This is a genomic window from Pseudomonas cimarronensis, assembly GCF_049331905.1.
Classification (GTDB): domain Bacteria; phylum Pseudomonadota; class Gammaproteobacteria; order Pseudomonadales; family Pseudomonadaceae; genus Aquipseudomonas.
Genome location: NZ_CP186283.1, coordinates 791,947 through 809,229, shown reverse-complemented (window position 1 = coordinate 809,229; position 17,283 = coordinate 791,947). Strand labels below are relative to the sequence as shown.

Below are 17,283 nucleotides of genomic sequence, written 5' to 3'. Positions count from 1 at the left end.
GGACATGCTTATGAACATCGAAAAGATCGTCGACTTCGCCACCGCCACCACCGCCCCGGAGCACTATCGTCCAGCGGCGGAAAAAGTCCTCAAAGGTGACCCCGAGCAAAGTGTGCGCAACCACTACGGCAGCCCGTGCGGGCAGTTCAATACGGGGATCTGGGAAGGCGGCATCGGCCATTGGACCATCAACTACACCGAACACGAGTACTGCGAAATTCTGCAAGGCGTCTCGGTGCTGCGCGACAAGGATGGCAATGCCAAGACCCTGCGCGCCGGCGACCGTTTCGTGATCCCGGCTGGCTTCTCCGGCACCTGGGAAGTGCTGGAACCCTGCCGCAAGGTCTATGTGATCTTCGAGCAAGCCAGCAACTGATCGCTATTCATGCGTCACCCCTTCGCCCGCCTTGCGCGGGCTTTTTATTGCCTGGGTTTCGCAGCGGCCAACCACGACCATGTAACACCCAAAGCCGCAGCCATCTCCGCCACCCAAGCCGCCAGGGCTGAATCACGGGCAAGAAAAAGCCCGCCATATAGGCGGGCTTTTTCGGCAAGGAGCCAGATCAATTACTTGATCTTGCCTTCCTTGTAGATCACGTGCTTACGCACAACCGGATCGAATTTTTTGATTTCGATTTTGTCCGGAGTGGTGCGCTTGTTTTTGTCGGTAGTGTAGAAGTGACCAGTACCGGCACTCGAGATCAAACGGATCAATTCACGCATGACTTTCCCCTTAAACCTTTTCGCCGCGAGCACGCAGCTCGGACAGAACCACGTCAATACCACGCTTGTCGATTACACGCATGCCTTTGGCAGAAACGCGCAGACGAACGAAACGGTTCTCAGACTCGACCCAGAAGCGGTGATGCTGCAGGTTCGGCAGGAAACGACGACGGGTTTTGTTGTTTGCGTGGGAAATGTTATTCCCGGTTACCGGACCCTTACCGGTAACTTGACAGACTCTCGACATGCCTCAGCCCTCTAAAACCACATGCCCAACCCGGCATGGGTTGGCCGCTTAAACTCAATGTCATTGGCGCTCGGCGCCGCGTATCTCGAGGGTCTTACCGGCCGTACCTGAAAGCGCAAGAACCGGGCCCCTACAAAAGAGCGCTGCTTTATACCAGAAAGCCCCCAGTGCAACAAGGTTAAACGTACTTTACCGAGCAAAGACCAACTTGCAATTCCAGCGCCCGGGCCAGCCGGCAGCGGTCACAACGCAGATCGACCGCTCGTCGCCGAGACTGATTGCCCTGCCGCCGGATTATGGCCTAGGGTAAGAGCCTCGCCCGCGCGCCACCCTGCTCAGGAGTTTGTCATGCGTCTTGCCACCCTACCGTTGCTGCTCGCCCCGCTACTGGCTCCGATCCTGGCCCAGGCCAGTACGCTCAGTGTCTGCACGGAGGCCAGCCCGGATGGTTTCGACGTGGTGCAGTACAACTCATTGACCACCACCAACGCCTCGGCTGACGTATTGCTGAACCGCCTGGTGGATTTCGATGCGACCAGTGGCACATTGCAGCCAAGCCTGGCGCAAGCCTGGGAGGTCAGCGCGGATGGACTGAGCTACAGCTTCACATTGCGCCCGGACGTGCAGTTTCATCACACCGACTACTTCAGCCCCAGCCGCACCCTGACAGCTGACGATGTGCTGTTCAGCTTTCAACGCATGCTCGACCCGACCCACCCCTGGCACAAGGTCGCCGCCAGCGGTTACCCCCACGCCCAGTCGATGCAGCTGCCGAGCCTGATCAAGAGCATCGACAAAACCGGCGAACACAGCCTGCGCTTTACCCTCAATCGCCCTGACGCCACCTTCCTCGCCACACTGAGCATGGGCTTCGCGTCGATCTACTCCGCTGAATATGCCAGCCAACTGTTGGCCGCCGGTACGCCGCAGCAACTCAACAGCCAGCCGATCGGCAGCGGTCCGTTCGTATTCAAGCGCTTCCAGAAGGACGCCAGCGTGCGCTACAGCGCCAACCCGAGCTACTTCGCCGGTAAACCTGCGGTGGACAACCTGATCTTCGCCATCACCCCGGACGCCAACGTGCGCCTGCAGAAGCTGCGCCGTGGCGAATGCCATATTGCCCTGTCACCGAAACCGCAGGACGTACAGGCCATCAGCGGCGATAACAATCTGCAGAGCGCGCATACCGCTGCCTTTATGACCGCTTTCGTCGGCATCAACAGCCAGCACCCACCGCTCGACCAGCCGGCTGTGCGCCAAGCGATCAACCTGGCGTTCGATAAAGCCAGCTACCTCAAGGCCGTATTCGAGAACAGCGCCGAAGCGGCCAATGGGCCCTACCCGCCCAATACCTGGAGCTACGCCAGCGAGCTGCCTGGCTATCCGCACAACCCGGAGAAAGCCCGCGAACTGCTGAAGTCTGCCGGCCTGGCCGATGGCTTCAGCACCACCATCTGGACTCGCCCAAGCGGCAGCGTGCTCAACCCCAACCCGAGCCTGGGCGCACAACTGCTGCAGGCAGACCTCGCCAAGGTCGGCATCAAAGCGGAAATCCGCGTGATTGAATGGGGCGAACTGATTCGCCGCGCCAAGGCGGGCGAACATGACCTGCTATTTATGGGCTGGGCCGGCGACAACGGTGACCCGGACAACTTCCTCACCCCGCAATTTGCCTGCGCCTCACTTGAGTCCGGGCTGAACTTCGCGCGTTATTGCGACCCGCAGCTGGACAAGCTGATCACTGATGGCAAAAGCACCAGCGACCAGACTCAGCGCAGTCGGATATATAAAGAGGCGCAGCAGATCATCCAGCAGCAAGCTCTGTGGCTGCCGCTGGCCCACCCGACGGCCTATGCGCTGACGCGCAAGCAAGTCGAGGGCTACCAAGTCAGCCCGTTCGGTCGCCAGGACTTTGCCAAGGTGCGGTTGAACCCTTAAAGCCAGCCGTACTCGGCCATCGACAGCGGCTCACCGTCGCCAACGATAAAGTGGTCGAGTACGCGCACATCCACCAGCTCCAGCGCCTCTTTCAGGCGACGGGTCAGCACCCGGTCCGCCTGACTGGGTTCGGCGACACCAGACGGATGGTTATGGGTCAGAATCAGCGCCGCCGCGTTATGTGCAAGGGCGCGCTTAACCACCTGCCGGGGATAAACGCTGGCACTGTCGATGGAGCCGTGAAACAGCGCCTCGAACGCCAGCACACGGTGCTTGGCATCGAGAAACAGGCAGCCGAACACCTCATGCGGCTCATGGCGTAACAGCGCCTTCAGGTAGTCACGCACCGCCTGCGGGCTTTCCAGCGCCGAATCGCGGCGCAATTGCTCGGCCAGATGCCGCCGTGCCATCTCCAGCACCGCCTGCAACTGGGCGAATTTGGCTGGCCCCAAGCCCAGGCGCTGGCTGAACGACGGCAGATCAGCCTGCAACAGGGCGCGCAGGCTACCGAAATCACCCAAGAGATGCCGCGCCAGGTCGACTGCACTCTGCCCGGCCACCCCGGTACGCAGGAAAATCGCCAGCAGTTCGGCGTCGGTCAGGGTGGCGGCCCCTTGAGCCAGGAGTTTTTCCCGCGGCCGCTCGGCCGCCGGCCAATCACGAATACTCATCACACCTCCATGTGTGCTAAAAGGCGCGACAACGCGCCACGCCAGCGCGCGCAAAGCCAAGCCAGGCAAGCACTTGGCAGCGCTACTCGCATACAACCCTTGTGCTATCGTAGCCCAACTTTTGCGCGGCGACCGGCCTGGGGAGGTGTCGGCGTCGCGGTGTATATCCATCTCTATAAAAGGCAGGCCTATGCAGCGGCTGTATCGGAAACGCATCATTGTTGGCGTGGGTGGCGGTATTGCCGCGTATAAAAGTGCCGAGCTGATTCGCCGACTCAAGGACCAGGACGCCGACGTGCGCGTGGTCATGACCAAAGGTGGTCGTGAATTCATCACCCCACTGACCCTCCAGGCCCTCTCCGGGCATCCGGTGCACCTTGATCTGCTTGACCCCGAAGCCGAAGCCGCCATGGGCCATATCGAGCTGGCGCGCTGGGCTGACCTGGTGCTGATTGCCCCGGCCACTGCCGACCTGATGGCACGTTTGGCGCAGGGCGTGGCCGATGACCTGCTGACCACCCTGGTACTGGCCACCGATGCCCCTGTTGCATTGGCACCGGCGATGAACCAGGCCATGTGGCGCGACCCGGCGACCCAGGCCAACGCTGAGTTACTGAGCCAACGCGGCCTGCACCTGTTCGGCCCTGCCGCCGGCAGCCAGGCCTGCGGCGATGTCGGCCTGGGCCGCATGCTCGAAGCCGAGCAGCTGGTGCAATGCGCCGCCGACTGCTTCCAGCATCAGGCGCTGACCGGCAAGCATGTGCTGATCACCGCCGGGCCGACCCAGGAAAACATCGACCCGGTGCGCTACATCACCAACCACAGCTCCGGCAAGATGGGCTTTGCCCTCGCCGAAGCGGCTGCCGAAGCCGGCGCCAAGGTCACCCTGATCAGCGGCCCGGTGCACCTGCCGACGCCCGAGCGCGTCACCCGGGTTAACGTCACCAGCGCCCGCGACATGCTCGCCGCCTGTGAAGCCGCGATGCCTTGTGATCTGCTGATTGCGGCCGCTGCCGTGGCCGATTACCGCCCGGAAGTGGTCGCCCAGCACAAATTGAAAAAAGACCCTACCAGTGGCGACGGTTTGCTCCTGCAAATGGTACGTAACCCGGATATTCTCGCCACCCTGGCGGGGCGCCCTGATCGCCCGTTCAGCGTCGGCTTTGCCGCTGAAACCGAGAACCTGCTGGAGTACGCGTCGCGCAAGCTGCGCGACAAGAACCTCGACCTGATCGTCGCCAACGATGTGGCCAACCCCAGCATCGGCTTTAACAGCGAAGAAAACGCCATCACCATCATCGACCGTGAACTCCAGCAAAGCAGCTTCGCCCAGACCAGCAAAAGCAAAATTGCCCGCCAACTGGTGAGCTTTATTGCCGAACGCATGGCCAATTGCTGACGCCCACTTACCGACCTGAGCCTGATATGCACGCCTTACAAGCCAAGATCCTCGACCCGCGCCTGGGCAACGAATTTCCTCTGCCGCACTACGCCACGCCGGGCTCCGCCGGCCTCGACCTGCGCGCCATGCTCAAAGAGCAGCTGGTACTCGAGCCCGGGCAAACCGTACTGATCCCCACAGGCCTGTCGATCTACATTGGCGACCCCGGCCTGGCAGCGATGATCCTGCCGCGCTCGGGGCTGGGCCATAAGCACGGCATCGTCCTCGGCAACCTGGTCGGCCTGATCGACTCGGACTACCAAGGCGAACTGATGGTGTCCTGCTGGAACCGCGGCCAGACGCCCTTCACCATCGCCATTGGCGAGCGCATCGCCCAGCTGGTTCTGGTGCCGGTGGTACAAGCGCATTTCGAGTTGGTTGAACAGTTCGACGAAACCCAGCGCGGCGCGGGCGGTTTCGGCCACTCCGGCAGCCACTGATTGCCCTAATCTGATTTCAGGATGAATTGCCGAGGAGACGCTGCATGAAACTCTTCAAGCGCACTGCCAAGGACGCTGACGCCGTCACCGCCAGCGCCCAACTGGCCAGCGGCACAGTCGAACCGAAAGCGGCCAAATCCAGCCTCAACAGCCTGCTGCCGGGGCTGGCTGCGGCCTTGATCGGCATTGCCCTGGGCGGCGCGCTGCTCTGGTTCGGCCCGCTCAACAGCGCCAATCAGCAGCAATTGCAGCAGCTCAGCCAGGCCTGGGGCGGCGGCCAGGCAGCGGTCCTGCAGAAAGCCCTGCAACAGCTCAGCGCCGATACCCAGGCCGCCGCGCGCAACCCGCAGTTGCTGCAAGCCCTGCAAAGTCAGGACACCGCCCAGGTGCGCGCCGCCGAGCGCAACCTCACTTACTGGCACGGGGTAGTCGATGCACATCTCAATGCCCGCGGCCAAGCCGTGCAGGACATGGGCCGCAGCGCACCGATGAATTTTGCCGCCCTGGACATGCTGCGCCGCGCAGAAAACGGCCAGACACCCGCACCGGAGGCCTACAAGGTCGGCCAGCGCTGGCTGGTCTACAGCGCCGCGCCATTGCGCCTGAGTGAAGGCGAGCCCCTGCACGGCACCCTGCTGTTGGCCGTCGACCTGGAGCGCCTGCTCGCCAGCCTGCCGGTCATGCCGGCCGAAGTCGGGCAGATCCAGCTGATCCAGCAGTTCAACAACACCGCCGCCCAAGTGCTGGCGCAACGCGGTCAGGCCGAGGGCAACGCGCAGTCATTCAGCACCGGCAACCCCAACTGGAGCATCAGTTTCACCCCTGGCACGTCACTCACCGGCTCAGTCCTGTCACCACTGCTGCTCGGCATTGCCGGCCTGCTGGCGCTAGCCGGCGCATTGCTGGGTCTGTATCTGGTACAGAGCCGCCTGCAGCGCTACCTGCATGCCGACGTGCTGCAACTGGGCCAGATGCTCAAGGAGCTAGCCGCCGGCAAGGCCGTGAAAGCCTTCAGCCTGAGCCTGCCCGCCCTGGATATCCTGGCGCAGAACCTGGCGCGCATGCCGCGCCGTGCCAGCGAGCAGGCGCCCAGTAGTGCAGCGCCGACCAGCGCAGAACGTCCCAACGCTGCGCCTGCGCCAGCCGCGCCCATGGTTGATCCGCTGTTTCAGGACACCGACATACTCGATATCGACATCCTCGACGAAGACCAGGATCTGCTCGGCCTCGACGAACCCGCACCAGCCCCCGTGCAAGCCAAAGCGCCCAAGCTGCCAGCCGACATCTTCCGCGCCTATGACATTCGTGGCGTGGTCGGCCGCACCTTGAACGCTGAAAGCGCTTACTGGATCGGCCGTGCCATCGGCTCGCAGAGCATTGCCCAGGGCGAGCCGAACATTGCCGTCGGCCGTGATGGCCGCCTGTCCGGCCCGCAACTGACCCAACAACTGATCCAGGGCCTGCTCGATTGCGGCTGCCAGGTCAGCGACGTCGGCATGGTGCCCACCCCGGTGGTGTACTACGCCGCCCATGTCCTGGCCGGCAAATCAGCGGTGATGCTCACCGGTAGCCACAACCCGGCCGACTACAACGGCTTCAAGATCGTCATCGCCGGCGATACCCTGGCCAACCAGCAGATCCAGGCGCTGAAAACCCGTATCGACAACAACGACCTGCTCAGCGGTGTCGGCACGGTCGAGCAGGTTGACGTGCTGGATCGCTACTTCAAGCAGATCCGTGATGACATCGCCATGGCCAAGCCGATGCGTGTGGTGGTCGACTGCGGCAATGGCGTGGCCGGTGTGATTGCGCCGAAACTGATCGAATCACTGGGTTGCTCGGTCATCCCGCTGTACTGCGACGTTGACGGCAATTTCCCCAACCACCATCCCGACCCCGGCAAACCGGAAAACCTTGCGGATCTGATCGCCAAGGTCAAAGCAGAAAAAGCCGACCTCGGCCTGGCTTTCGACGGTGACGGCGACCGCGTTGGCGTGGTGACCAACGCCGGCACCATCGTCTACCCGGATCGCCTGCTGATGCTGTTCGCCAAGGACGTGGTATCGCGCAACCCCGGCGCCGACATCATCTTCGACGTCAAGTGCACACGCCGCCTGACCCCGCTGATCAGCGGCTACGGCGGACGTCCGGTAATGTGGAAAACCGGCCACTCGCTGATCAAGAAGAAGATGAAAGAAACCGGCGCGCTGCTGGCCGGCGAAATGAGCGGGCATATCTTCTTCCAGGAACGCTGGTTCGGCTTCGATGACGGCCTCTACGCCGCCGCCCGCCTGCTGGAGATACTCAGCCAGGATCGCCGCGACGCCGAACACGTGTTCAGTGCCTTCCCCAATGACATCGCCACCCCGGAAATCAACATCCCGGTTACCGAGCAGAGCAAGTTCAGCATCATCGAACGCCTGCAGCGCGATGGTATATGGGGCGAAGGCAATATCACCAACCTCGATGGCGTGCGCGTCGACTACCCCAAAGGTTGGGGCCTGGTACGCGCCTCCAACACCACGCCGGTACTGGTGCTGCGCTTCGAGGCCGAAACCGAACAGGAACTCGAACGCATCAAAGAAGTCTTCCGTGCTCAGCTGTACAGCGCGGTGCCGGACCTTGACCTGCCGTTCTGACTGATTAGCCAACCCTCTACTGGAGCCCTGCATGACCCTCGAACGTGATGCCGCCACCAACGTCGCCAAGGTACTCTCCGAAGCGCTGCCGTATATCCGCCGCTTCGTTGGCAAAACCCTGGTGATCAAATACGGCGGCAACGCCATGGAGAGCGAAGAACTCAAGCAGGGCTTCGCCCGCGACATCGTGCTGATGAAAGCTGTAGGTATCAACCCGGTGGTGGTGCACGGCGGCGGCCCGCAAATCGGCGACCTGCTCAAGCGCCTGAGCATTGAAAGTCACTTTATCGACGGCATGCGCGTCACCGACACCGCGACCATGGACGTGGTGGAGATGGTCCTCGGCGGCCAGGTCAACAAAAGCATCGTCAACCTGATCAACCAGCACGGCGGCAGCGCCATCGGCTTGACCGGCAAGGATGCCGAGCTGATCCGCGCGAAAAAGCTCAAGGTCAGCCGCCAGACACCGGAAATGACCCAGCCGGAAATCATCGATATCGGCCATGTCGGCGAAGTCACCGGGGTCAACACCGACCTGCTGAACATGCTGGTGCAGGGCGACTTCATCCCGGTGATCGCGCCAATTGGCGTCGGCCCGGACGGCGAGTCGTACAACATCAACGCGGACCTGGTCGCCGGCAAGGTCGCCGAAGCACTGAAAGCCGAGAAGCTGATGCTGCTGACCAACATCGCCGGCCTGATGGACAAGCAGGGCCAGGTGCTCACCGGCCTGACCACCGAACAGGTCGATGGCCTGATTGCTGACGGCACCATCTATGGTGGCATGCTGCCGAAGATCCGCTGCGCGCTGGAAGCGGTACAGGGCGGAGTGACCAGCGCGCACATCATCGACGGCCGCGTACCGAATGCGGTGCTGCTGGAAATCTTTACCGACAGCGGCGTGGGTACCCTGATCTGCAACCGAAAACGCCACTAAGCTCCTGCCTGCAATACGAATCAGCCAGGTAATCCTGGCTGATTCAGCCGCCTGATAGCCTGCTGCAACCCTTGCAGCAGGCCGGCGCAACACCGAAGCTCAGTGAACCCGCACTGCCAGCCAGAGGTGTACCGCATGCCAACCGCGCCGTCCCGCGAAACCTTCAGCTTTTTCCACACCCTGCGCGTGCGCTGGGCCGAAGTCGACCCGCAGAGCATCGTGTTCAACGGTCACTACCTGACCTACGCCGATGTCGCCATCACCGAATACTTCCGCGCCCTGGGCATTCGCTACCCGGAGGACCTGAGCCGTGATGGCGGCGATTTCTTCGCGATCAAGACCGTGCTGGAGTACCTGGCCCCAGCGCGCTTCGATGACCCGTTGCAGATCGGCATTCGCGTCGCCCGCCTGGGCCGCTCCAGCCTGAGCTTTGCCATGGGTATCTGGCGCGACGAACAAGCACTGACCAGTGGCGAAGTGATTTACGTGCACGCAGACAGCGCCAGCCGCACTAGCAGTCCGCTACCGGCATGGTTGAGGGAAAAGATTCTGGCTTTTGAGCGCTGCGCACCGCAGCAATAGCTGTCGCAACCTACTGGTGGCGGCCCAGCAGTTCCTTGAGGCGCTCACCATCGGAATTGAAGCTGCTGTCAGCCTCCTTGCGCGCAGCCTGATAGCGCACGATGTCGCCTTTGAGGCGCTCCTGCTCGGCCTTCTGATTGTCGATCTGCGCCAGCAAATGCGCCGGCACTGCACGCCCTGCACGTTCATGGTCAGCGGCCTGACTTTGCAGGTTGGCCTGCTGGGTGCGCACCGACTGCAGGTTATTGCGTGCCACACCAATCAGACCATCCAGCTCGGCCAGCTTGCGCTGACGCGCACGCTCGACGTCCTCCGGAGTGCTGTACAGGCGCAGCAGCTGCGCGTCGGAACTGGCGCGGGCCTTGTCGGCGAGGATGCGCTTCATCTCCTCAGGACTCGGCGCGGGCGGAATCACCTGAATCACCCGCCCCTGGTCATTCAGCACTTCATAACCCTTGCTGATGTGCTCCGGCGGCACGCCCTGACGGCTGAGCACCGTGGTGCCCTTGTCATCGACATAGCGGTACAGCTCGGCCGCACCCGCCACAACCGGCAGCAGTAGGCCTAGCAACAGCGAACAGCAGGTCAGGGCAGGTCTATGCATCGATGCAGCACCTTCTCGGCAGGTTAGATTCCGTATTCGGCGCGGTAGGCTTGTACCGCCGGCAGATACTGCTTGAGTTCAGCATCCTCTGCCAGATATTCCAGTACCTGTTCGAGTGACACAATGCTCACCACCGGCATGCCGTAGTCACGCTCGACCTCCTGAATCGCCGACAGCTCGCCTTTGCCGCGCTCCTGGCGATTCAGGGCGATCAGCACACCGGCCGCTTGTGCGCCCTGTGCCTGGATAATCTGCATCACTTCGCGAATCGCCGTACCAGCGGTGATCACGTCGTCAATGATCAGCACGCGACCCGCCAGCGGAGCGCCTACCAAGGTGCCACCTTCGCCATGATCCTTGGCTTCCTTGCGGTTGAAACACCAGGGCACATCACGCTGATGGTGCTCGGCCAGCGCCACCGCAGTGGTCGCTGCCAGGGGAATACCTTTATAGGCCGGGCCAAACAGCACATCGAAGTCGATACCGCTGTCCACCACGGCCGCCGCATAGAAACGCCCGAGCTGAGCCAGGGCCAAGCCGCTGTCAAACAGCCCGGCATTGAAGAAATAAGGACTGATACGCCCGGATTTCAGGGTGAACTGACCAAAGCGCAGAACCCCACGCTCGATGGCAAAACGGATAAAGTCGCGTTGATACGCTTGCATTAAAAAGCCCCGGACAGCACGGATTTACTAGGTAATTTAGCTAATAGAGGTGAGCTCGGGTATCATACACGCACGTGATTTTGGGGGCCATTTATGCGGATCATCAGTGTGAACGTGAATGGTATTCATGCGGCAGTCGAGCGCGGTTTGCTCAGTTGGCTGCAAGCACAGAATGCCGACGTCATCTGCCTGCAGGACACCCGCGCCTCCGCCTTTGAACTGGACGACCAAGCCCTCCAACTGGATGGCTATTTCCTCTATGCCTGCGATGCAGAAGTGCCCAGCCAAGGTGGCGTGGCGCTGTATTCGCGGTTGCAACCCAAGGCGGTAATCAGCGGCCTCGGCTTTGAAATGGCCGATCGCTATGGGCGCTACCTGCAGGCCGATTTCGACAAAGTAAGTATTGCCACCATGCTGATGCCTTCGGGGCAGCAGGGTGATGAGAGCTTGAATCAGAAATTCAAGTTTATGGACGACTTCACCCATTATTTGGACAAGCAGCGCCGTAAGCGCCGCGAGTACATCTATTGCGGCTCGTTCTATGTGGCGCATCAGAAGCTCGATGTGAAGAACTGGCGCGACTGCCAGCAGTCACCGGGCTTCCTGGCGCCGGAACGGGCCTGGCTGGATGAAGTGATCGGCACCATGGGTTATGTCGATGCACTGCGCGAAGTCAGCCGCGAAGGCGACCAGTTCAGCTGGTGGCCGGACAGCGAGCAGGCCGAACTGCTCAACCTCGGCTACCGCTTCGACTATCAGTTGCTCACGCCCGGCATGCGTCGCAGCATCCGCAGCGCCCGCCTGCCGCGCCAGCCACGTTTCTCGCAGCACGCGCCGCTGATCGTCGATTACGACTGGATACTCAGCGTATAGCGCTTAATAAAAAACCGGCTAAAAGCCGGTTTTTTATTAACTGAACTCAAGAGCGCCTATTTCACCAGGCGCCAGGCAAAGGGATAACGGTAAGCCTGACCTTCATTGGCCTTGATCCCGGCAATGATGGTCAGCACCAGCGCCGCAATGCTGACCAGCACCAGCAACGGAAAGCCCACCACCACAACCATCAGCAGGAAGCACAGCAACGCAGCCAGAGCCACGCTGATCTGGAAGTTCAGCGCTTCCTTGCCCTGGGCATCGACGAACGGATCCAGATCCTTCTTGATCTGCCAGACGATCAACGGCCCAAGCAGATTGCCAAAGGGAATCACCAGACCGAGAAACGCGGCAAAGTGACAGAACATCGCCCACTGGCGGGCTTCGGGGCCGGGAACCGGTTGGGGCGCTTGGGACTCGTCGCTCATGGTGCTTCTCCTTGCGTTACGAACCTGTAGTACAGCTCAATCAGTCAGCCAGCACCGCTTGTTGCAGCTCAAACAGCTCAGCCATGCCTTTCTGCGCCAACGCCAGCATGGCGTTCAGTTCGGCCGGCTGGAACGGTGCGCCTTCGGCGGTGCCCTGCACCTCGATAAAACCACCAGCGCTGGTCATCACCACGTTGAGGTCGGTCTCGGCGGCGGAATCTTCCAGGTAATCCAGATCCAGCACCGGTTCGCCCTGATACATGCCCACCGACACAGCAGCAATCATCTGCTTGAGCGGGTCGCCGCCTTTCAGGCCGCCACGCTTCTTGATCGCTTTCAGCGCATCAATCACCGCCACCATGGCGCCAGTAATGGAGGCGGTACGGGTGCCACCGTCAGCCTGGATCACGTCGCAATCGACGTACAGGGTGTTCTCACCCAACTTACTCATATCCAGTGCAGCGCGCAGTGAACGACCAATCAGGCGCTGGATTTCCAGGGTGCGACCGCCTTGCTTGCCACGGCTGGCTTCACGCTGGTTACGGTCGCCGGTGGCACGCGGCAGCATGCCGTACTCGGCGGTCAACCAACCCTGGCCCTGACCTTTAAGGAAACGCGGAACGCCCGACTCGACACTGACCGTGCAAATCACTTTGGTATCGCCAAACTCCACCAGCACCGAACCCTCGGCATGCTTGGTGTAGTTGCGGGTGATGCGAATCGAGCGCAACTGATCGGCGGCGCGGCCACTGGGACGTTTCATCTAGGGATTCCTGCTCTGAATAAAAAATCTGCCGGGCATTATAGGGCCGTATGCCCATCACGGTATGCCGAATTGGGTACGACTGGCGCACTGCGCTACAATCCTGCGCCCTTCGTTCCGTCTTCTCGCGAGGTTCGCCCCATGATCCACAGCATGACTGCCTTTGCCCGCGCCGAACAGGCGAATGCCAACGGCACCCTGAGCTGGGAGCTGCGTTCGGTCAACCATCGCTACCTGGAACCCCACCTGCGTCTGCCGGAAAGCTTCCGCGACCTCGAAGGCGCGGTGCGCGAAGCGCTGCGCAATGGCCTGTCGCGCGGCAAAGTCGAATGCACCCTGCGCTTTAGCGATGACAATGCAGGCAAGGCTCTGCAGGTAAACCTTGAGCGCGCCGCGCAACTGGTCGCCGCCGCCGAGAGCGTCGCCGGCTTGATCAAACAGCCCGCCGCGCTCAATCCACTGGAAGTGCTTGGCTGGCCTGGCGTGCTGGTGGCCAATGCTGCCGACCCGCAGGCTCTCAATCAGAGTGCGCTGGCGTTGTTCACCGAGGCGTTGAACGAGCTGAAGAACGGCCGCGAACGCGAAGGTATCGAGCTGGCCAAACTGCTCAATGAGCGCCTCGACAGCATCCTCGAACAGGTGGCCGCCCTGCGCGAGCTGGTGCCGCAGATGCTTGCCGGGCAACGGCAGAAGATTCTCGACCGCTGCGCCGAGATGCAGGCTGAGCTAGACCCGCAGCGTCTGGAACAGGAGCTGGTGATTCTGGCGCAGAAAAGCGATGTCGCCGAAGAACTGGATCGCCTCAGCACCCACGTCAACGAAGTACGCCGTGTGTTGAAAACCGGTGGCCAGGCTGGTCGCCGCCTGGATTTCCTGATGCAGGAACTCAACCGCGAAGCCAATACCCTCGGCTCCAAGGCCTTCGACACCCGCAGCACCCAAGCCGCCGTCAATTTGAAAGTCTTGATCGAGCAGATGCGCGAACAAGTGCAGAACATCGAGTAAGCCACTGCTAGGCTTTACCCACGCAATACAGGACACGCACATGGCCACCAGCGGCACGCTCTACATTATTTCCGCCCCCTCCGGCGCAGGCAAAAGCAGCCTGGTCAAAGCGCTGATCGACAGCGAAGCACAGATCCGCGTGTCGGTGTCGCACACCACCCGCGCCATGCGCCCGGGTGAGGTGGATGGGGTGCATTACCACTTTGTCGACCACCCGCAGTTCACCGCCATGCTCGAACAGAGCGAGTTCCTGGAGCATGCCCAGGTCTTCGACAACTTCTACGGCACCTCGCAGAAGTGGGTCGAGCAAACCCTCGCCGACGGCTACGACCTGATCCTCGAGATCGATTGGCAAGGCGCGCAACAGGTACGCCGACTGATGCCGGAAGCCAAATCCATCTTTATCCTGCCGCCGACTCTGGAAGCCCTGCGCCACCGCCTGACCAACCGTGGCCAGGACAGCGGCGAAATCATTGAGCGGCGGATGCGTGAAGCGGTCAGCGAGATGAGCCATTACGTCGAATATGATTACCTGCTGATCAACGATGACTTCGCCCATGCTTTGAGCGACCTGAAGGCCATCTTCCGTGCCAATCAACTGTTGCAAGCCCCGCAACAGCAGCGCCACAGCGGTCTGCTCAGCGAGCTGCTGGTCTGATGCGCGAAGCACTGAGAAATCAGTGCTTCCCTAAATGCTGGTGATTTTTTAGACTATTCAGTCCGCTCGCCCATTGGGGCGACGCTTTTTCGCTCTTAATTTTGTCGCAACGAGGAATACCATGGCCCGCGTTACCGTTGAAGATTGCCTGGACAACGTCGATAACCGCTTTGAGCTGGTCATGCTCGCCACCAAGCGTTCGCGCCAGCTGGCTACCGGCGGCAAAGAGCCAAAAGTGGCTTGGGAAAACGACAAGCCGACCGTAGTCGCACTGCGCGAAATCGCTGCTGGCCTGGTCAACTATGACGTAATCGCGCAAGACGATATCGTCGAAGAAGAACCGCTGTTTGCCGCATTCGAGGAAGAGGCGAACGAGCCTCTGTAAGCCTATGCCGGGTCGACGTCGTCAGGCGCAGGGTCATCTGAATTGGCAGGGGGAACGCCCATGCCGAGCATAGACGCCCTCGCCGACAGACTTTCGACCTATCTCGACGGCGACCAAGTCAACCTGGTACGCCGCGCCTATTTCTACGCCGAACAAGCCCACGACGGCCAACGCCGCCGCAGCGGCGAAGCCTACGTCACCCATCCCCTGGCAGTGGCGAGCATCCTGGCGGACATGCACATGGACCATCAGAGCCTGATGGCCGCGATGCTGCATGACGTGATTGAAGACACCGGTATTGCCAAGGAAGCCCTGGACGCGCAGTTCGGCGAATCCGTGGCGGAACTGGTTGATGGGGTCAGCAAACTGACCCAGATGAACTTCGAGACCAAAGCCGAGGCCCAGGCCGAGAACTTCCAGAAAATGGCCATGGCCATGGCCCGCGATATCCGCGTGATCCTGGTCAAACTCGCCGACCGCCTGCACAACATGCGCACCCTGGAAGTGCTGTCCGGTGAGAAACGCCGACGCATCGCCAAGGAAACCCTGGAAATCTACGCACCGATTGCCAACCGCCTGGGCATGCACAGCATGCGCATCGAGTTCGAGGATCTGGGCTTCAAGGCCATGCACCCGATGCGCTCCGAGCGCATCCGCACAGCGGTCAAGCGGGCTCGGGGCAACCGCAAGGAAATCGTCAACAAGATCGAAGAGTCGATCATCCATTGCCTGGCCCGCGAAGGCATGGAAGGCGAGGTAATGGGCCGCGAGAAGCACCTCTACGGCATCTACCAGAAGATGCGTGGCAAGCGCCGGGCGTTCAACGAAATCATGGACGTCTACGCCTTCCGCATCGTGGTCGACAAAGTCGACACCTGTTACCGCGTGCTCGGCGCCGTGCACAACCTGTACAAACCCCTGCCGGGCCGCTTCAAGGATTACATCGCGATCCCCAAGGCCAACGGTTACCAGTCGCTGCACACCACGCTGTTCGGCATGCACGGCGTACCGATCGAGATCCAGATCCGTACCCGCGAGATGGAAGAGCTGGCCAACAACGGTATTGCCGCACACTGGCTGTACAAATCCAACGAGGAAGACCAGCCCAAGGGCAGCCACGCCCGCGCGCGGCAGTGGGTCAAGGGCGTGCTGGAGATGCAGCAACGCGCCGGCAACTCGCTGGAATTTATCGAGAGTGTGAAGATCGACCTGTTCCCCGACGAGGTCTACGTGTTCACGCCCAAGGGCCGCATCATGGAGCTGCCAAAAGGTTCCACGGCGGTCGACTTTGCTTACGCCGTGCACACCGACGTCGGCAACACCTGCATCGCCTGCCGCATCAACCGCCGCCTGGCCCCGCTGTCGCAAGCCCTGGAAAGTGGCTCGACGGTGGAAATCGTCACCGCCCCTGGTGCACGACCGAATCCGGCCTGGCTGAGCTTCGTGGTTACCGGCAAGGCCCGTACACATATTCGCCATGCACTGAAACTGCAACGCCGTTCGGAGTCCATCAGCCTCGGCGAACGCCTGCTGAACAAGGTTCTGGCAGGCTTCGACAGCCGCGTGGACAAGCTTTCACCTGAGCGGGTGCAAGCGGTGCTCGCCGAATACCACCAGGATGTGCTCGAAGACCTGCTAGAAGACATCGGCCTGGGCAACCGCATGGCCTATGTGGTCGCGCGTCGCCTGCTCAGCGACAACAACGAGGCCCTGCCAAGCAGTGAAGGCCCACTGGCGATCCGTGGCACCGAAGGCCTGGTGCTGAGCTACGCCAAGTGCTGTACGCCAATCCCGGGCGACCCGATTGTCGGCCATTTGTCCGCCGGCAAGGGCATGGTGGTGCATCTGGAAAGCTGCAAGAACATCGGCGAGATCCGCCACAACCCGGAGAAATGCATCCAGCTGTCGTGGGCCAAGGACGTTACCGGCGAATTCAATGTCGAACTGCGCGTCGAGCTGGAGCACCAGCGCGGCCTGATCGCCCTGCTGGCCGGCAGCGTGAATGCCGCCGATGGCAACATCGAGAAAATCAGCATGGACGAGCGTGATGGCCGCATCAGCGTCGTGCAGCTGGTCGTCAGCGTACATGACCGCGTACACCTGGCCAGGGTGATCAAGAAACTGCGCGCCCTCACCGGGGTGATCCGCATCACCCGCGCGCGCGCCTGATCGACCCACACCAAGACTGCACAGGGCAATCAGCCGCCCACTGTACTTTGACAGTCGCTGTGGCTTTCGCCCAACCTAGACAATCTAACTGACGTCAGCACAGCAACGTGTGCGT

At 61.4% G+C, this 17,283-nt stretch carries 19 protein-coding genes; 12 read left to right on the top strand and 7 right to left on the bottom strand.

What is annotated here, in order from left to right; genetic code table 11:
* Positions 1 to 10: 10 nt before the first annotated feature.
* Positions 11 to 376, top strand: a complete 366-nt coding sequence (locus ACOCLD_RS03880; protein WP_422910917.1) for a cupin domain-containing protein — start codon at positions 11 to 13, stop codon at positions 374 to 376.
* 191 nt (positions 377 to 567) lie between these two features.
* On the opposite strand, the gene rpmG is transcribed toward ACOCLD_RS03880, so the two are convergent.
* Both rpmG and rpmB read right to left on the bottom strand, forming a co-directional pair.
* Entirely contained in the window at positions 568 to 723 is a 156-nt protein-coding gene (gene rpmG, locus ACOCLD_RS03875) for a 50S ribosomal protein L33 (protein WP_007894709.1), read from the bottom strand.
* 10 nt (positions 724 to 733) lie between these two features.
* Positions 734 to 970 (bottom strand): 50S ribosomal protein L28, encoded by a 237-nt coding sequence (gene rpmB, locus ACOCLD_RS03870; protein WP_233683241.1) that lies wholly within the window; start codon positions 968 to 970, stop codon positions 734 to 736.
* Positions 971 to 1,318: 348 nt separating this feature from the next.
* On the opposite strand from rpmB, the gene ACOCLD_RS03865 reads away from it, so the two are divergent.
* Positions 1,319 to 2,908, top strand: a complete 1,590-nt coding sequence (locus ACOCLD_RS03865; protein ID WP_422910916.1) for an ABC transporter substrate-binding protein — start codon at positions 1,319 to 1,321, stop codon at positions 2,906 to 2,908.
* Here the strand turns inward: ACOCLD_RS03865 and radC are convergent.
* Positions 2,905 to 3,579, bottom strand: coding sequence for a RadC family protein (gene radC, locus ACOCLD_RS03860; RefSeq protein ID WP_422910915.1), 675 nt, complete (start codon positions 3,577 to 3,579; stop codon positions 2,905 to 2,907). The two genes, ACOCLD_RS03865 and radC, sit on opposite strands and share 4 nt — an antisense overlap.
* A 190-nt stretch (positions 3,580 to 3,769) precedes the next feature.
* Here radC and coaBC point away from each other — a divergent pair, with 190 nt between their 5' ends.
* From coaBC to ACOCLD_RS03835, 5 genes are all read left to right on the top strand, one after another.
* On the top strand, positions 3,770 to 4,978 hold the full coding sequence (gene coaBC, locus ACOCLD_RS03855; protein ID WP_422910914.1) for a bifunctional phosphopantothenoylcysteine decarboxylase/phosphopantothenate--cysteine ligase CoaBC: 1,209 nt from the start codon (positions 3,770 to 3,772) through the stop codon (positions 4,976 to 4,978).
* A gap of 26 nt (positions 4,979 to 5,004) precedes the next feature.
* On the top strand, positions 5,005 to 5,460 hold the full coding sequence (gene dut, locus ACOCLD_RS03850) for a dUTP diphosphatase (protein WP_257776615.1): 456 nt from the start codon (positions 5,005 to 5,007) through the stop codon (positions 5,458 to 5,460).
* A gap of 1,250 nt (positions 5,461 to 6,710) precedes the next feature.
* Entirely contained in the window at positions 6,711 to 8,099 is a 1,389-nt protein-coding gene (algC, locus tag ACOCLD_RS03845; protein WP_422911755.1) for a phosphomannomutase/phosphoglucomutase, read from the top strand.
* 31 nt (positions 8,100 to 8,130) lie between these two features.
* Complete coding sequence (gene argB / locus ACOCLD_RS03840) at positions 8,131 to 9,036, top strand: acetylglutamate kinase (RefSeq protein ID WP_257776614.1); 906 nt, start codon at positions 8,131 to 8,133, stop codon at positions 9,034 to 9,036.
* Positions 9,037 to 9,171: 135 nt separating this feature from the next.
* Entirely contained in the window at positions 9,172 to 9,618 is a 447-nt protein-coding gene (locus tag ACOCLD_RS03835) for an acyl-CoA thioesterase (RefSeq protein WP_257776613.1), read from the top strand.
* Between the two features lie 10 nt (positions 9,619 to 9,628).
* Here ACOCLD_RS03835 and ACOCLD_RS03830 read toward each other — a convergent pair whose 3' ends face one another.
* Together ACOCLD_RS03830 and pyrE are read right to left on the bottom strand one after the other, a co-directional pair.
* Positions 9,629 to 10,222, bottom strand: a complete 594-nt coding sequence (locus ACOCLD_RS03830; protein WP_422910913.1) for a DUF4124 domain-containing protein — start codon at positions 10,220 to 10,222, stop codon at positions 9,629 to 9,631.
* A 23-nt stretch (positions 10,223 to 10,245) separates the two neighbouring features.
* Complete coding sequence (pyrE, locus tag ACOCLD_RS03825) at positions 10,246 to 10,887, bottom strand: orotate phosphoribosyltransferase (protein WP_233683234.1); 642 nt, start codon at positions 10,885 to 10,887, stop codon at positions 10,246 to 10,248.
* A 93-nt stretch (positions 10,888 to 10,980) separates the two neighbouring features.
* Between pyrE and ACOCLD_RS03820 the strand changes: the two genes are divergently transcribed.
* The gene (locus ACOCLD_RS03820) at positions 10,981 to 11,760 is read left to right on the top strand and encodes an exodeoxyribonuclease III (RefSeq protein ID WP_160013745.1); all 780 of its coding nucleotides are present in this window, start codon (positions 10,981 to 10,983) and stop codon (positions 11,758 to 11,760) included.
* A 56-nt stretch (positions 11,761 to 11,816) separates the two neighbouring features.
* Here ACOCLD_RS03820 and ACOCLD_RS03815 read toward each other — a convergent pair whose 3' ends face one another.
* Positions 11,817 to 12,188, bottom strand: a complete 372-nt coding sequence (locus ACOCLD_RS03815) for a DUF4870 domain-containing protein (RefSeq protein ID WP_160013746.1) — start codon at positions 12,186 to 12,188, stop codon at positions 11,817 to 11,819.
* 40 nt (positions 12,189 to 12,228) lie between these two features.
* Positions 12,229 to 12,951 carry a ribonuclease PH gene (gene rph / locus ACOCLD_RS03810; RefSeq protein ID WP_422910912.1) on the bottom strand — a complete coding sequence of 241 codons (723 nt, stop codon included), beginning with the start codon at positions 12,949 to 12,951 and terminating at the stop codon, positions 12,229 to 12,231.
* 141 nt (positions 12,952 to 13,092) lie between these two features.
* Between rph and ACOCLD_RS03805 the strand changes: the two genes are divergently transcribed.
* The 4 genes from ACOCLD_RS03805 to spoT all read left to right on the top strand — a co-directional run bounded on the left by ACOCLD_RS03805 (position 13,093) and on the right by spoT (position 17,168).
* Positions 13,093 to 13,956 carry a YicC/YloC family endoribonuclease gene (locus tag ACOCLD_RS03805; RefSeq protein WP_422910911.1) on the top strand — a complete coding sequence of 288 codons (864 nt, stop codon included), beginning with the start codon at positions 13,093 to 13,095 and terminating at the stop codon, positions 13,954 to 13,956.
* A 40-nt stretch (positions 13,957 to 13,996) separates the two neighbouring features.
* On the top strand, positions 13,997 to 14,614 hold the full coding sequence (gene gmk / locus ACOCLD_RS03800; protein WP_422910910.1) for a guanylate kinase: 618 nt from the start codon (positions 13,997 to 13,999) through the stop codon (positions 14,612 to 14,614).
* Between the two features lie 121 nt (positions 14,615 to 14,735).
* Entirely contained in the window at positions 14,736 to 14,999 is a 264-nt protein-coding gene (gene rpoZ, locus ACOCLD_RS03795; RefSeq protein ID WP_108488510.1) for a DNA-directed RNA polymerase subunit omega, read from the top strand.
* Between the two features lie 60 nt (positions 15,000 to 15,059).
* Positions 15,060 to 17,168, top strand: coding sequence for a bifunctional GTP diphosphokinase/guanosine-3',5'-bis pyrophosphate 3'-pyrophosphohydrolase (gene spoT / locus ACOCLD_RS03790; protein WP_422910909.1), 2,109 nt, complete (start codon positions 15,060 to 15,062; stop codon positions 17,166 to 17,168).
* The last annotated feature ends 115 nt before the right edge of the window (positions 17,169 to 17,283 follow it).